Origin of the sequence: Achromobacter sp. ACM04 (genome assembly GCF_014851465.1) — a bacterium.
GTDB classification, from domain to species: Bacteria; Pseudomonadota; Gammaproteobacteria; order Burkholderiales; family Burkholderiaceae_B; genus Achromobacter; species Achromobacter aegrifaciens.
This window is the reverse complement of the sequence record NZ_JACUZS010000003.1, coordinates 1,054,751-1,069,785: the sequence shown is the minus strand read 5'-3', so window position 1 is coordinate 1,069,785 and position 15,035 is coordinate 1,054,751. Positions and strand designations below refer to the sequence as shown.

General features: G+C 64.2%; 11 protein-coding genes. 3 read left to right on the top strand and 8 right to left on the bottom strand.

Translation table 11 applies throughout. The annotated features are described in order from the left end of the window. Positions 1-2: 2 nt before the first annotated feature. From IB259_RS21260 to tldD, 4 genes are all read right to left on the bottom strand, one after another. The gene (locus IB259_RS21260; RefSeq protein WP_054451090.1) at positions 3-1,502 is read right to left on the bottom strand and encodes an FAD-linked oxidase C-terminal domain-containing protein; all 1,500 of its coding nucleotides are present in this window, start codon (positions 1,500-1,502) and stop codon (positions 3-5) included. Positions 1,503-1,707: 205 nt separating this feature from the next. Beyond that, positions 1,708-3,117: an FAD-binding oxidoreductase gene (locus IB259_RS21255; RefSeq protein WP_119450530.1), complete on the bottom strand. Its 1,410-nt coding sequence runs from the start codon at positions 3,115-3,117 to the stop codon at positions 1,708-1,710. A gap of 102 nt (positions 3,118-3,219) precedes the next feature. After that, complete coding sequence (gene aroG / locus IB259_RS21250) at positions 3,220-4,293, bottom strand: 3-deoxy-7-phosphoheptulonate synthase AroG (protein WP_054451088.1); 1,074 nt, start codon at positions 4,291-4,293, stop codon at positions 3,220-3,222. A 251-nt stretch (positions 4,294-4,544) separates the two neighbouring features. Beyond that, the gene (gene tldD / locus IB259_RS21245) at positions 4,545-6,005 is read right to left on the bottom strand and encodes a metalloprotease TldD (protein WP_013392574.1); all 1,461 of its coding nucleotides are present in this window, start codon (positions 6,003-6,005) and stop codon (positions 4,545-4,547) included. Positions 6,006-6,801: 796 nt separating this feature from the next. Here tldD and IB259_RS21240 point away from each other — a divergent pair. Continuing rightward, positions 6,802-7,185 carry an H-NS family nucleoid-associated regulatory protein gene (locus IB259_RS21240; RefSeq protein WP_054451087.1) on the top strand — a complete coding sequence of 128 codons (384 nt, stop codon included), beginning with the start codon at positions 6,802-6,804 and terminating at the stop codon, positions 7,183-7,185. Between the two features lie 88 nt (positions 7,186-7,273). Here IB259_RS21240 and IB259_RS21235 read toward each other — a convergent pair whose 3' ends face one another. Further along, positions 7,274-7,912, bottom strand: coding sequence for a DUF4136 domain-containing protein (locus IB259_RS21235; protein ID WP_175214022.1), 639 nt, complete (start codon positions 7,910-7,912; stop codon positions 7,274-7,276). A 148-nt stretch (positions 7,913-8,060) separates the two neighbouring features. Here IB259_RS21235 and pepN point away from each other — a divergent pair, with 148 nt between their 5' ends. Continuing rightward, positions 8,061-10,766, top strand: coding sequence for an aminopeptidase N (pepN, locus tag IB259_RS21230; protein ID WP_192330053.1), 2,706 nt, complete (start codon positions 8,061-8,063; stop codon positions 10,764-10,766). 9 nt (positions 10,767-10,775) lie between these two features. Then, on the top strand, positions 10,776-11,798 hold the full coding sequence (locus IB259_RS21225) for a class 1 fructose-bisphosphatase (RefSeq protein ID WP_054451085.1): 1,023 nt from the start codon (positions 10,776-10,778) through the stop codon (positions 11,796-11,798). Between the two features lie 87 nt (positions 11,799-11,885). Here the strand turns inward: IB259_RS21225 and IB259_RS21220 are convergent, their stop codons facing one another. The 3 genes from IB259_RS21220 to IB259_RS21210 all read right to left on the bottom strand — a co-directional run bounded on the left by IB259_RS21220 (position 11,886) and on the right by IB259_RS21210 (position 14,997). Beyond that, a complete protein-coding gene (locus tag IB259_RS21220; protein WP_054451084.1) occupies positions 11,886-12,107 on the bottom strand; it encodes a YgdI/YgdR family lipoprotein in 222 nt (73 codons plus the stop codon). A 179-nt stretch (positions 12,108-12,286) separates the two neighbouring features. Further along, entirely contained in the window at positions 12,287-13,696 is a 1,410-nt protein-coding gene (thrC, locus tag IB259_RS21215) for a threonine synthase (protein ID WP_119450532.1), read from the bottom strand. Continuing rightward, positions 13,693-14,997, bottom strand: coding sequence for a homoserine dehydrogenase (locus IB259_RS21210; RefSeq protein WP_054451082.1), 1,305 nt, complete (start codon positions 14,995-14,997; stop codon positions 13,693-13,695). Before IB259_RS21210 ends, thrC begins: the two co-directional genes overlap by 4 nt. Between the last annotated feature and the right edge of the window lie 38 nt (positions 14,998-15,035).

Here is a 15,035-nt window from a genome sequence, read left to right as displayed (position 1 = left end):
TCCTAGAAACGGGCGAGATCGGGGAAGCGCAACTCTCCCGCGTGGACGTGCATCTTGCCGTATTCGGCGCAGCGGGCCAGCGTAGGGATGACTTTTTCAGGATTGAGCAGGCAGGGCGGATCGAAGGCCCGCTTGACCGCCAGAAACGCGTCGAGTTCTTCGCGAGAGAATTGCACGCACATTTGATTTATTTTCTCCATACCCACACCGTGCTCTCCGGTCACGGTCCCTCCTACCTGCACGCACAGCTCGAGTATGGCGGCGCCGAATTTCTCGGCGCGCTCCACCTCGTCCGGCTTGTTTGAATCGAACAGGATCAACGGGTGCAGGTTGCCGTCGCCTGCGTGAAAGACGTTGGCGCAGCGCAGGCTGAATTCGTCTTCCATCTGTTCGATGGCGCCCAGCACGCGCGCCAGATGGCGGCGCGGTATCGTGCCGTCCATGCAATAGTAATCGGGCGATACGCGCCCCGCGGCCGGGAAGGCATTCTTGCGGCCGGCCCAGAACTTCAGGCGTTCGGCCTCTGATGACGAGACCTGGCAGCGCGTGGCTCCGGCCTCGCGGAACACGGCCTCCATGCGCGCGATCTCGTGCTCCACCTCTTCAGGCGTGCCGTCGGATTCGCACAGCAGGATGGCTTGCGCATCCATGTCGTAGCCGGCGCGCACAAAGGGTTCGACCATGTGGGTCGCGCGGCGGTCCATCATCTCCAGGCCCGCGGGTATCATGCCGGCCGCGATCACCTGCGTGACCGCATTGCCCGCTGCTTCCACGCTGGAAAAACTGGCCATGACGACCTGCGCGCAGGCCGGCTTGGGAATGAGCTTGACCGTCACTTCCGTGACCACGCCCAGCATGCCTTCCGAACCGATGAAGACGGACAGCAAGTCCAGGCCCGGCGCATCGGGCGCTTCGGAACCCAGTTCAACCACATCGCCATCGATCGTCACGACCCGCACGCGCAGCACGTTGTGCACGGTCAGTCCGTACTTCAGGCAATGCACGCCGCCGGAATTCTCCGCCACGTTGCCGCCGATGGAACAGGCTATCTGGCTGGAAGGATCAGGCGCGTAATACAGCCCGTAAGGCGCAGCCGCCTCCGAGATCGCCAGATTGCGTACGCCCGGCTGCACGATGGCCGTGGCGCTGGCCAGGTCTATGTGCTTGATGCGATTGAATTTGGACAAGCCGAGCAACACGCCGCGGCTATGCGGCATGGCGCCGCCGGACAAGCCGGTGCCGGCGCCGCGCGCGACCACGGGCGCATTCAGGCGTTTGCAGATGCGCATGACGGCCTGCACCTGCTCTTCCGTTTCTGGAAGGGCGACGACCGCAGGCAGCGCGCGATACAGGGAAAGGCCGTCGCACTCGTAGGGACGCGTATCTTCTTCGCGGAACAACACGCAGTGCGCGGGCAACACGGCCGACAACGCCTCGATGAGCTGCTGCAAGGAATAAGGCGCCTGCACTTGTGCCAGGCCGGTTTCGACCAATGAATTCATGAGCGCAACAATAGCGCGAGCGCCCGTCACTAGCAGACCGGGATTTACCCGCATCCGTGCACCTATGGCACGCCAGATAAGTAACCAGCCGTAATCGCCTGCCGCACCGCGAAAGCCGCCCTCCTCGTTCGCGCCTGAGGACGGCAAGAAAAAAGCCGACGGCGCGCCGTCGGCTTCGGATATCGGCTGCACTGCCGAAGCAGGCTTACCAGGACACGATCTTGCCAGGATTGAGAATGTTGTTCGGATCAAACGCGTGCTTCAGGCTGCGCATCAGATCCAGGGCGTCCTCGCCATGCTCTTCGGCCATGAACTGCATCTTGTGCAGGCCCACGCCGTGCTCGCCCGTGCAGGTGCCGTCGGCGGCGATCGCGCGGCGCACCAGGTTGTGGTTGATGGTTTCGGATTCTTCCCATTCCTTGGCGCTGTCCGCATCGAGCAGCATCAGCACATGGAAGTTGCCGTCGCCAACGTGGCCCACGATCGTGTAGGGGAAGCTTGCGCGGTCCAGTTCTTCGACCGTGTCGCGCACGCAATCGGCCAGGCGCGAGATCGGCACGCAGACGTCGGTAGTGCTGGCGCGGCAGCCGGGGCGCAGTTGCAGGCCGGCGAAGTAGGCATTGTGGCGCGCGGTCCACAGGCGGCTGCGGTCTTCGGGACGCTCTGCCCATTCGAAGTCCATGCCGCCATGGTCTGCCGTGATCGCTTGCACGGTTTCGGCTTGCTCCTGCACGCCGGCGGGACTGCCGTGGAACTCGAACACCAGCAGCGGCGTTTCGCGCAGGGTCAGCTTGCTGTGCAGGTTCACCGCGCGCACGCTGGCCGCGTCCATGAACTCGACGCGCGCGACCGGCACTCCCATCTGGATGATTTCGATCACGCTCTGCACCGCCGAATCCAGCGTGGGGAAATTGCAGACCGCGGCCGACACTGCTTCAGGCTGGGGATACAGGCGCACCGTCACTTCGGTGATGATGCCCAGGGTGCCTTCGCTGCCGACGAAGATGCGCGTCAGGTCATAGCCGGCCGAGGACTTGCGGGCGCGGCCCGCTGTGCGGATGATGCGCCCGTCCGCCGTCACCACGGTCAACGACATGACGTTCTCGCGCATGGTGCCGTAGCGCACGGCGTTGGTGCCGGAAGCGCGCGTGGCCGCCATGCCGCCCAGGCTCGCGTCGGCGCCCGGATCGATCGGGAAGAACAGGCCGGTGTCGCGGATTTCCTCGTTGAGCTGCTTGCGCAGCACGCCTGCCTGCACGGTGGCGGTCAGATCCTCGGCGTTGACCGCCAACACCTTGTTCATCTGCGACAGGTCCAGGCTGATGCCCCCCTGGATCGCCAGAATATGGCCTTCGAGCGAAGAGCCGGCGCCATAGGGAATCAGCGGCACGCGATGCTCGTTGCACAGCTTGGCGATCTCGGCCACTTCTTCGGTCGTGTGCGCGAAGACCACGGCGTCCGGCGGCATGGCCGGATAGGGAGATTCATCGCGGCCATGATGGTCGCGCATGGCGGAGGATTCGGACAGGCGGTCGCCAAAGCGGGCGCGCAAGGCATCCAGACAAGCGGCCGGCACCGGGCGGCGCAACGATTCTGCGTGCAAGGGAGCGTTCATGGTCAGCGTGATCTCGGGTTCGTTAACCTGATTATTCTACGCCGCCGCGCGCACCGCGCCGCAAACCGCCAGGCCTTGGCGATCCGCGGCGCTGCCAGGGGCTTATTTGCCGGAAGTCAGGGCGACGCGGCGACGTTCGCGCACGGCATGGGCCAGGCGTTCAAGCACGGCGACCGAGGCGTCCCAGTCGATGCAGCCGTCGGTGATGCTCTGGCCGTAGACCAGCGGCGTACCCGGCACCATGTCCTGGCGGCCGCCCAGCAGGTGGCTTTCAACCATGACGCCCACCAGGCGGCTGTCGCCCGCTTCCATCTGACGCGCCACGTCTTCGATGACCAACGGCTGGTTCTCGGGCTTCTTGCTGCTGTTGGCGTGGCTGGCGTCGATCATGATGCGCTGCGCCAGGCCGGCCTTGGACATGTCCTGGCAGGCCGCCTCGATGCTGGCCGCATCGTAGTTCGGCGTCTTGCCGCCGCGCAGGATGACGTGGCAGTCCTCGTTGCCGGCCGTCGACACGATGGCGGAATGCCCACCCTTGGTCACCGACAGGAAATGGTGCGGCTGCGACGCCGCCTTGATCGCGTCGACCGCGATCTTCACATTGCCGTCGGTGCCGTTCTTGAACCCCACCGGACACGACAGTCCCGATGCCAGCTCGCGATGCACCTGGCTTTCCGTCGTCCGAGCCCCGATCGCCCCCCAGGAGACCAGATCCGCGATGTACTGCGGCGTAATCATGTCCAGGAACTCGCAACCCGCCGGCAGTCCCATGCTGTTGATGTCCAGCAGCAGTTCACGGGCGACGCGCACGCCCTTGTTGATGTCGAAGCTGCCGTCCAGGTCCGGATCGTTGATCAGACCCTTCCAGCCCACGGTGGTGCGTGGCTTCTCGAAGTACACGCGCATCACGATTTCCAGGTCGGCGCTCAGCCGGTCGCGCACGGGCTTCAGGCGCTTCGCATATTCGATAGCCGCGCGGGTGTCATGGATGGAGCAAGGGCCGATCACGACGATCATCCGGTCATCCATGCCGTGCAGGATGCGGTGCATCCCCTGGCGGGCGGCGAACACGGTGTCGGACGCCTCCTTGGTGCAGGCGAACTCGCGCATGACATGCGCGGGCGGGTTCAGCTCTTTGATTTCTCGAATGCGAAGGTCATCGGTATTGTGTGACACGGTACTGCTCCTGGGTTGCCCGCCGCGGGGATGTTCCCGAGATGGTTTCCTCAACTGGCGGCGCAAAAAAAGCCGCCAGTTCGCTGGCGGCTTTTTTGGGGGGATTCTTTCCAAACTTCAGATTGAGCGCGTCCCTTCCTCCGCCAGCGGCTTCAGAAAACCATAAAAATAAAAATAAAAAGCGGGGGACGCGAATTTCATGGGGATTGACTCTAGCACAATTTTTTCGAGCCGTCATCCGTGTTTTTGAGTCAGGCGGTGCCGCCGACGGTCAGGCCTTCCATGCGGACCGTGGGCATGCCCACGCCCACGGGCACGCTCTGGCCATCCTTGCCGCAAGTGCCCACGCCGGAATCCAGCTGCAGGTCGTTGCCGATCATGGTGACGCGGTTCATGGCGTCCGGACCGTTGCCGATCAGGGTGGCGCCCTTGACCGGATAGGTCACCTTGCCGTTTTCGATCATGTAGGCTTCGGACGCGGAGAACACGAACTTGCCGTTGGTGATGTCGACCTGGCCGCCGCCGAAGTTGACCGCGTACAAGCCGCGCTTGACGGAAGACACGATTTCCTCGGCCGGCTTGTCGCCCGCCAGCATGTAGGTATTGGTCATGCGCGGCATGGGCAGATGCGCGAACGATTCGCGGCGGCCGTTACCGGTGGCGGCGGTCTTCATGAGGCGTGCGTTCAGCGTGTCCTGCATGTAGCCGCGCAGGATACCGTCCTCGATCAGCACGTTGCGCTGGGTGGCATTGCCTTCGTCGTCGATATTGAGCGAGCCGCGGCGATCCGGGATCGTGCCGTCGTCGACCACGGTCACGCCCTTGGAGGCCACGCGCTCACCGATGCGGCCGGAGAACACGCTGGAGCCCTTGCGGTTGAAGTCGCCTTCCAGCCCGTGGCCGACGGCCTCGTGCAGCAGAATGCCGGGCCAGCCCGAACCCAGCACGACGGTCATTTCACCCGCTGGCGCCGGACGCGCTTCCAGGTTCACCATGGCCTCGTGCACCGCGCGCTCGACATAACCCTGCAGCATTTCGTCCGTGAAATAGGCCAGGCCCAGGCGGCCGCCGCCGCCCGCGTGACCCATTTCGCGGCGGCCATTGCGTTCGGCAATGACAGTCAGCGACAGGCGCACCAGCGGACGCACGTCGGCGGCCAGGCGGCCGTCGCTGCCGGCCACCAGCACCACGTCATATTCGGCGCCCAGCCCCGCCATGACCTGGATCACGTGCGGATCGCGCGCGCGCGCCATGCGCTCCACGCGTTCCAGCAGCGCGACCTTCTCGGGAGCGCTCAAGGTGGCAACCGGATCGATATCGGCATACAGGCTGCGGCCGATCTCGGCTTCGACCTGCGCCGCCACCTTTACCTTGCCAGCGCCGCGGCGCGCAATGCCGCGAACCGCGTGCGCGGACGACAACAGCGCTTCGGGCGACAGCGAATCCGAATAGGCGAAGGCGGTTTTCTCGCCGCTCACGGCGCGTACCCCGACACCCTGGCTGATCGAAAAACTGCCGGTCTTGACGATGCCCTCTTCCAGGCTCCAGCCCTCGCTGCGCGTGTACTGGAAATACAGATCGGCGTAGTCGACCTTGTGCGTGAAGATCTCACCCAGCGCGCGCGCCATGTCCGCCTCGGTCAGGCCCCAGGGGTCGAGCAGCAGAGATTTGGCGGTGGCGAGGGAAGCAATGGCGGGATCGATGATTTTCATGGGGCTCTGTACAGGAGACGGCGGCGCGCTGGCGCGCGCTCGCGGTGATACTCGAGATCATATCGTAACGCTGGCGCGGCCCGGCGACATGGCGCCAGCCACGGATCTCCGGAAGGTACGCGTCGGCGGCCAAAAATACCGCGGGCATTATCTGCGGAGGTATGCATGGGGCCGGAATATTACATATCAAGTTGAATTGACGAGCTCAAACGATGTTCGATGCGCCCCTTTTTCCTGGTCGCCATGGAGCATTTGCAGCCACCTGGCATATAGGCAAAGGGATTCAGACATCTCGGGCCAAACTCGTCATACAACCTGACATCAAAATGAAATATGCCAAACAGCTCGCAGGGCTCGCAGCGCGAGGACCCCATCTGATCAGGTTGGACCAATATCAGACTGCTAGACAATTCATTCGTTCCCGCCATCACGTCATCAGACTTCTGGGAACGCCTCGCACACCGCTTGCTCGAGGCAGGCGCCAAGCCTGGAAGCCCCGCATTTGCGCGCTTTGCGAGACAAATCGAGCAGATGCAAGGGCACGCGCGGCTATTCGTCCGCCTCGTGAACCAATACCCCTATTGTTTCAAGTTGTCCCAAATTCGAGAATATCCTTCCCAATACTTGGCTCGTCGCGGGCACTCGCGCGCCTGAAAACGGTATCGGACTCTTTTGATACAAAGTAATTGCTTCAGAAACCAGGAAGTCAAGCCGTAACTTCTGTATTATGCGAGGCACAACAATTACACAATAACTTCGCCGGCGATTACAGCAGTTCCATAATCAGGAATAAACCATGGCCCGAGAATCCTACGCAGCACTGCAAGCAAAGATCGAAAAGGAAATCAACAAGCTACAAAAGAAGGCTGAAGTCCTGCAAACCAAGCGTCGCAAGCCCGTGATCACGCAGATCATCACGTCGATGCGCGAGTACGACATCACGCCTGAAGAAATCGTCGCAGCCTATGGCGCCGGCAAACCCGCCCGCGCCGCCACCGGCGGCCGCCGCAAGGCTGGCGCCGCTGCCCGTCCGGCCAACGCCGCCAAACGCGCCGTTGCGCCCAAGTACCGCCATCCTCAAACAGGGGAAACGTGGAGCGGCCGTGGCAAGGCTCCCCGCTGGCTCGCCGCGGAAGAAGCCGCAGGCGCGACCCGCGACAGTTTTCTTATCAAAGAATAAGAACCTATTCGCCAGTAAGAAAAAAATCGGCGCACCATTTTGGTGCGCCGATTTTATTTAAAGGCGGGACCGAAAAGCCACGCCGATTTCATTGCACGGGGAAGCGGATTTCGCGTTCCGCGCCATTATTCCCGGGAAAATTATCAAATATTGCGCGCACCAGGTACGGCATGGTACGCAGGAAATCGTCGCGCTCGCTCAATATGAAAGCGCTGGAACGGTATACCTCGGCGCCGCTGCGCTGCGTGTCGTAGATATGCAGGGTGAGGGTATTGCGCTGCACGACCATGGGCACGTCCACCCAGTCCGGCCCCCAGTAGCCATATCCCGCTCCCCACGGACGCGGACCGTAGAAACCTCCGTAGCCGTAGCCGCCGTAGAAATATGGGTCGTACGGACGCTGCACCATTATCTGGGTCTGCGAGGTGCCGTAGTTGAACGACACGTCGAAACGACCCTTGGCGCCAGGCTTGGCCTCGACCAGGCCGGTTGCGCCTATGCCGGCCCGCACCATGTCCTGATAGGACTGATATTCGAGATTATTGTTTTGCGAGGCGTCGGCGGCAATGAACTGGTAGGTTTGCCCCTCCACGCCTGCGGGCCATTGCTGAAAGGAAGTGACCCGCGCGGAAACCGTGGGCGCGGCACAACCCGTCAGGGCAAACGCCCCCGCCACGGCCAGCAGACCGGCCCAGCGGCGCATATTGAACATGGACAACCTCGACATTTGACACCCCTCTGGCGCGCGACGGCGCCATGATACTGACTTTGACTCAGACCGCTACAAAAAGTTTACGGTACGCCAAACGGCCCAGGTCGGCGCGTCTTGCCCAGCCACTACAATAGAACCCTCGTTCATACAGGACTGCAATCCCATGCGCACAGACACGCCCGTAACCGTATATCGCAAGGATTACCAGCCCTACCCCTACGACATTCCCGAAGTCGCCCTCGCCTTCGACCTCGCGCCGGACGCGACCGAAGTGCGCTGCACGATGCAAGTGCAACGCAAGGCCGGGGCCAGCGCCGACGCCGCCCTGACCCTGGACGGCGAAGACCTGGAACTCGTCTCGGTAGGCGTGAATGGCACGGCCCTGCCCGCCGACAGTTACCGCCTTTCCGAACACAGCCTGGCCCTTTACGGCCTGCCCCCCGCCGCCACGGTGGAAATCGTCAGCCGATGCAAACCGTCGGCCAATTCCACGCTGATGGGCCTGTACGTCTCGGGCGGCAACTTCTTCACCCAATGCGAAGCCGAAGGTTTTCGCCGCATCACCTGGTTCGCCGACCGGCCCGACGTGATGTCGCGCTACCGCGTGACCTTGCGCGCCCAGCCCGAGTATCCGGTGCTGCTGTCCAACGGCAACCTGCTGGCCACGCGCCAGTTGCCCGACGGCCGCAACGAAGTCGAATGGGAAGATCCCTTCCCCAAGCCCTGCTACCTGTTCGCGCTGGTGGCAGGCAAGCTCACCCACCGCGAAACCACCGTGAAGACGTCCAGCGGCCGCGACGTGCTGCTGCAGGTCTACAGCGACCCGGGCTCGGAATCCAAGACCGAATGGGCGCTGGATTCGCTGGTGCGCGCGCTGCGCTGGGACGAAAGCCGCTTCGGCCTGGAGCTGGACCTGGACCGCTTCATGATCGTGGCCGTCCATGACTTCAACATGGGCGCGATGGAAAACAAGGGCTTGAACATCTTCAACGCCGCCTACGTGCTGGCGGATGCGGATACGGCCACGGACGCCAACTATGAAGGCATCGAATCCGTCATCGGACACGAGTACTTCCACAACTGGACCGGCAACCGCGTCACCTGCCGCGACTGGTTCCAGCTGAGCCTGAAGGAAGGCCTGACCGTCTTTCGCGACCAGGAATTCAGCGCCGACATGATGGCCCACGGCATGGATGCCGCCGAGGCCGCGAGCGCCCGCGCGGTCAAGCGCATCGACGACGTTGTGGCGTTGCGCGCCGCCCAGTTTCCGGAAGACGCCGGTCCCATGGCCCATCCGATCCGGCCTGAAAGTTACCAGGAGATCGGCAACTTCTACACGGCCACCGTGTACGAGAAAGGCGCCGAAGTCATCCGCATGCAGCACACTCTGCTGGGCGAGGAAGGCTTTCGCGCCGGCATGGACGAGTACTTCCGCCGCCATGACGGCCAGGCCGTGACCTGCGACGACTTCGTCGCCGCCATGGAATCCGTCTACGTGCGCCAGCATCCGGACCGCGACCTGTCCGTGTTCCGCCGCTGGTACCGCCAGGCCGGCACGCCGCGCGTGACCGTCAAGCTCGACCACGACGCCGCCGCGCGCCGCTGCACCATGACGCTCACCCAGGAATGCCCGCCGGTCGGCGTGGAGAAGAAGGCCGGCGCCGACTACGTCAAGGCCCCCTTCCACATCCCGTTCGCCATCGGCTTGCTGGACCGCGACGGCCGCGCGCTGCCGCTGCGCCATGCTGGCGCAGTCCTGGACACCGCGCTGCTGGAACTGACGCAGCAAAGCCAGCAATGGGTATTCGAGGATATCGCCGAGCGTCCCGTGCCGTCGCTATTGCGCGACTTCTCGGCCCCGGTCATCGTGGACTACGACTGGACCAACGAAGAACTGGCCCTGCTGTCGGCGCACGACGGCAATCCCTTCGCGCGTTGGGAGGCCGGCCAGGAATTCGCCACCCGCCAGATCCTGGCGCTGGCCGAGGCCCGCCAGGCCGGCAAGACCCTGCATGCCGACGCCGCCTTCATCGAGACCTGGCGCGCGTTGCTGACCGATCCGGCGCTGGACGCCGCCTATCGCGCCCGCGCCCTGGCCCTGCCGTCCGAAAAGACCCTGGCAGAACGCATGCAGCAGGTGGACCCGCCGGCCCTCGCGGTCGCGCGCGACTTCCTGCGCGCCGAACTGGGACGCCAGTTGTCCGCCGAATTCCGCCAGGCATTCGACGACAACCAGACCCCGGGCGAATACAGTCCGGCGCCGGTTCCGGCCGGCAGGCGCGCCTTGAAGAACCTGGCGCTCAGCCACCTGATGGCGGCGGGCGAACCGGATGCCCAGCGCCTGGCCGAACAGCAGTACGAGAAGGCCGGCAACATGACCGACAGCATGGCGGCGCTGTCCGCGCTGATCAATTTCGGCCAGGGCGACTTCCCGCACAAGGCGCTTGCCGCTTTCTACGACAAATGGCGCGACAACGCCCTGGTGGTGGACAAGTGGTTCGCCCTGCAGGCTGCGGCCCGCTCGACCACCGTGCAGACCGCGCGCGAGCTGATGCAGCACCCCGCGTTCACCTTGCGCAACCCGAACCGCGCGCGCTCGCTGATCTTCCAGTTCTGCCTGAACAACGCCCGCGGCATGCATCACCCCGATGGCACCGGCTACGCCTTCTGGGCCGAGCAGGTGCTGGCGCTGGATGCCCTCAACCCCGAGATTGCCGCCCGCCTTGCGCGCGCGCTGGACAACTGGGCACGCTTCGTGCCCGCCCTGCGCACGCCTATGCAGGCCGCCCTGCAGCGGGTGCGCGCACAGGAAGGCCTGTCGCGCAATGTGCAGGAAATCGTATCCAAGGCTTTAGAATTCGCAGCATAGGAGGTTCCTTTGAAACGTAAAACACTGACCCAATACCTGGTGGAGCAGCAGCGCTCCGCCCAAGCCCTCGCGCCGGAAGTGCGGCTGCTCATCGAAGTGGTCGCGCGCGCCTGCAAGGCCATCAGCCATGCGGTGAGCAAGGGCGCGCTCGGCGGCGTCCTCGGCAGCCTGGAAAGCGAGAATGTCCAGGGCGAAGTGCAGAAGAAGCTGGACGTGCTGTCCAACGAAATCCTGCTCGAAGCCAATGAATGGGGCGGCCATCTGGCGGCCATGGCCTCGGAAGAGATGGAAACCATCCATCTGATTCCGAACCGCTACCCCAAGGGCGAATACCTGCTGCTGTTCGATCCCCTGGACGGCTCTTCGAACATCGACGTCAACGTCTCCATCGGGACCATCTTCTCGGTGCTGCACGCCCCGCATGACGTGTCGGGCGCGCCGGTGTGCGAGCAGGACTTCCTGCAACCGGGCGACAAGCAGGTCGTGGCCGGCTATGCCGTCTATGGTCCGCAGACGATGCTGGTGCTGACCATCGGCAATGGCGTGGTGGGCTTCACGCTGGACCGCGAAATGGGCTCGTGGGTGCTGACGCACGAGAACATCCGCGTGCCGGAAGACACCAAGGAGTTCGCCATCAACATGTCGAACATGCGCCACTGGGCTGCCCCGGTCAAGCGCTACGTCGACGATTGCCTGGCCGGCACGACCGGTCCGCTGGGCAAGGACTACAACATGCGCTGGATCGCCTCCATGGTGGCCGACGTGCATCGCATCCTGACCCGCGGCGGCATCTTCATGTACCCGTGGGATGCCCGCGAACCTGGCAAGGCCGGCAAGCTGCGCCTGATGTACGAAGCCAACCCCATGAGCTTCCTGGTCGAACAGGCCGGCGGCGCCGCGATCAACGGCACGCAGCGCATCATGGAGATCCAGCCTGACAAGCTGCACCAGCGCGTCAGCGTGATCCTGGGCTCGAAGAACGAAGTCGACCGCGTCGGCCGCTACCACGCCGAAGACGCAGCCAAGCAGTAACGCTGCGGGCGCCCTGCGCCAACGAAAAAGCCCCGGCGCCTTGAGCGGCCGGGGCTTTTTGCATGGACAAGCATATCGGAACGGCGGTCACTTCACCTGTTCGATCGACTTCACGTCGTCCTTGTTGATCTGGACCTTCTTGCCGTCCTTGTCGTATTCGTACATGCCCGAATCCTTGTCGTACTCGGGCTTGTCCGGCGTCACGGTCGAGCTGCCATCCCGCTGCTGAATGACCGACGGAGACGAGCATCCCGCCAGCACTCCGAATCCGGTCACGGCCAGGGCGAGCGTCATGGTCTTCAGTTTCATGGGCGTGTTCTCCGAAAGTGAATCGTGAATTCACTGTATCTGACACTGTCCCCGCATTCGTGACGGGTTGTGGTCAAAATGCATGCGAAGGTAAAGCCGCTGACCCGCCAAAATGAAAGAAACCCCTCGAAGGCCCGGCCTGCGAGGGGTTGCACACGCATACAAGACGCAAGCGGCCTTTACACCTTGGCGTTCGCCTCGATGAAACGGCGCACGGCGCCCGCATCGCAATCCATGAGTTCGACGCGCTGCGGCAAGGATTCAAGATCGGCCAGGTTGCCCGGCGGCGTGGCCGGACGGCCCAGGGCCTCTTCAATGGTTTCCGAGAACTTCGCCGGCAAGGCGGTTTCCAGGACCAGCATGGGCACGCCGGGCTCGACGAATTCACGCGCGACCTTGACGCCATCGGCGGTGTGCGGATCGATCAGCACGCCGGTTTCGTCGTAGACCGAACGGATCGTCGCGAGGCGGTCTTCGTGCGTGCTTGCGCCCGACACGAAGCCATAGCGTTCCTCGAACTGCGGCTTCAGGGCGGACAGATCGAAAGACCCGTCGCGCGCCATGCCGGCCCACAGTTCCTTGACGCGCGCCGCGTCGCGGCCGACCAGGTCGAACACGAAGCGCTCGAAATTCGACGCGCGCGAAATGTCCATGGACGGGCTGGAGGTGGCGTAGGTCTGCTCGGCGGGACGCGGACGATAGACGCCCGTGCGGAAGAACTCTTCCAGCACGTTGTTTTCGTTCGTGGCCAGCACCAGGCGGCGGATCGGCAGGCCCATGCTGCGCGCGATGTGGCCGGACAGGATGTTGCCGAAATTGCCCGAGGGCACCGCGAACGAAACCTGCTCGCCGGCCTTGCTGGTGGCGCGCAGCCAGCCGTGGAAGTAGTACACCACCTGGGCGGCGATGCGCGCCCAGTTGATGGAGTTGACCGCGCCCAGGCGGTACTTGCTCTTGAACTCGAGATCACCGGCCAGGGCCTTGACGATGTCCTGGGCTTCGTCGAACACGCCGCGCACGGCGATGTTGTGGATGTTCTCGTCCTGCAGCGAATACATCTGCGCGCGCTGGAAGGCGCTCATGCGGCCGTGGGGCGACAGCATGAACACCGCCACGCCCTTCTTGCCGCGCAAGGCGTACTCCGCCGCCGAACCCGTGTCGCCGGAGGTGGCGCCCACGATGTTCAGGGTGGTGCCGCGCTTGGCCAGCACGTATTCGAAGACCTGGCCCAGGAACTGCATGGCCATGTCCTTGAAGGCCAGCGTCGGCCCTTCGGACAGGCCCAGCAGCGACAGGCCGCCGTCCAGCGGACGCAGCGGGACGATGTCCTCGCTGTTGAAGGTCTGCTGGTTGTAGGCCGCGCGCGTCAAGCGGCGCAGGTCGTCGGCCGGAATGTCGGTGGCGAACAGCGACAGCACTTCGAACGCCAGGTCGGCATACGGCAGGCCGCGCCAGGACTCCAGCGTTTCCGCCGAAACCTGGGGCAGTTGCTCCGGCACGGCCAAGCCGCCGTCCGGCGCCAGGCCTTCCAGCAGGATGTCCGAGAACTGCAGCGGCGTCATGCCGCCGCGGGTGGAGATGTATTTCATAGCAAATTTTCCACGCGCAGGCGCGTCACTTTCGAGCGCACGAACGGCAGGGCTTCGATGCGCTCGATCGCCTGATTGACGTTGCCTTCAACCGCTTCATGCGTCAGGAAGATGATGTCGGCGCCGCCGATGTGCGACGGCTGCTGGATCATCGAACCGATGGAGATGGAACGGTCGGCCAGGATGCGGGCGATGTCGGCCAGCACGCCCGGCTGGTCGTCCACGCGCAGGCGCAGGTAGTACGAGGTGCTGACATCTTCGATCGGCAGGATCGGCGTATCGGACATGGCGTCCGGCTGGAACGCCAGGTGCGGCACGCGGTTGCCCGGATCGGCGGTGTGCAGGCGGGTCACATCGACCAGGTCGGCCACCACGGCCGAGGCGGTGGGTTCTTCGCCCGCGCCCTGGCCGTAGTACAGCGTGGGGCCGACGGCGTCGCCCTTGACCAGCACGGCGTTCATCGCGCCTTCGACGTTGGCCAGCAGGCGCTCGGCCGGCACCAGCGCGGGATGCACGCGCAGTTCGATGCCGTCCGGACGGCGCTTGGTGACGCCCAGCAGCTTGATGCGGTAGCCCAGGCGTTCGGCATGCTCGATGTCCTCGGCGGCCAGCTGCGAAATGCCTTCGATGTAGGCGCGGTCGAACTGGACCGGCACGCCGAAGGCCAGCGACGCCAGCAGGGTCAGCTTGTGCGCCGCGTCCACGCCTTCCACATCGAACGTGGGGTCGGCTTCGGCGTAGCCCAGGCGCTGCGCCTCGGCCAGCACGTCGGCGAACGGCAGGCCGCGCGTACGCATTTCGGACAGGATGAAGTTGGTGGTGCCGTTGATGATGCCGGCCACCCACTGGATGCGGTTGGCGGTCAGGCCTTCGCGGATCGCCTTGATGATGGGGATGCCGCCCGCGACGGCGGCTTCGAAGGTCACCATCACGCCGCGTTCATGGGCTGCAGCGAAGATCTCGTTGCCGTGCTTGGCCAGCAGCGCCTTGTTGGCGGTCACGACGTGCTTGCCGTTGGCGATGGCTTCCAGCACCAGCTCGCGCGCCAGCGTGTCGCCGCCGATCAGTTCGACCACGATGTCGATTTCGGGATCGCGCACCAGCGCGCGCACATCGGTGTCGACCAGGATGGCGTCGCCCACGCGCGCACGCGCCTTGGCCACGTCGCGCACGGCGGCGCGAGTCACTTCAATGCGGCGACCGGCGCGGCGTGCGATTTCTTCAGCATTGCGCGACAGCACCGACCAGGTGCCTCCGCCAACCACGCCCAGGCCGAGCAGGCCGACTTTCATGGGTTTCATCGCGGCGCCTTCTGCAGGCGGGCGTTGAGGGGAATTCA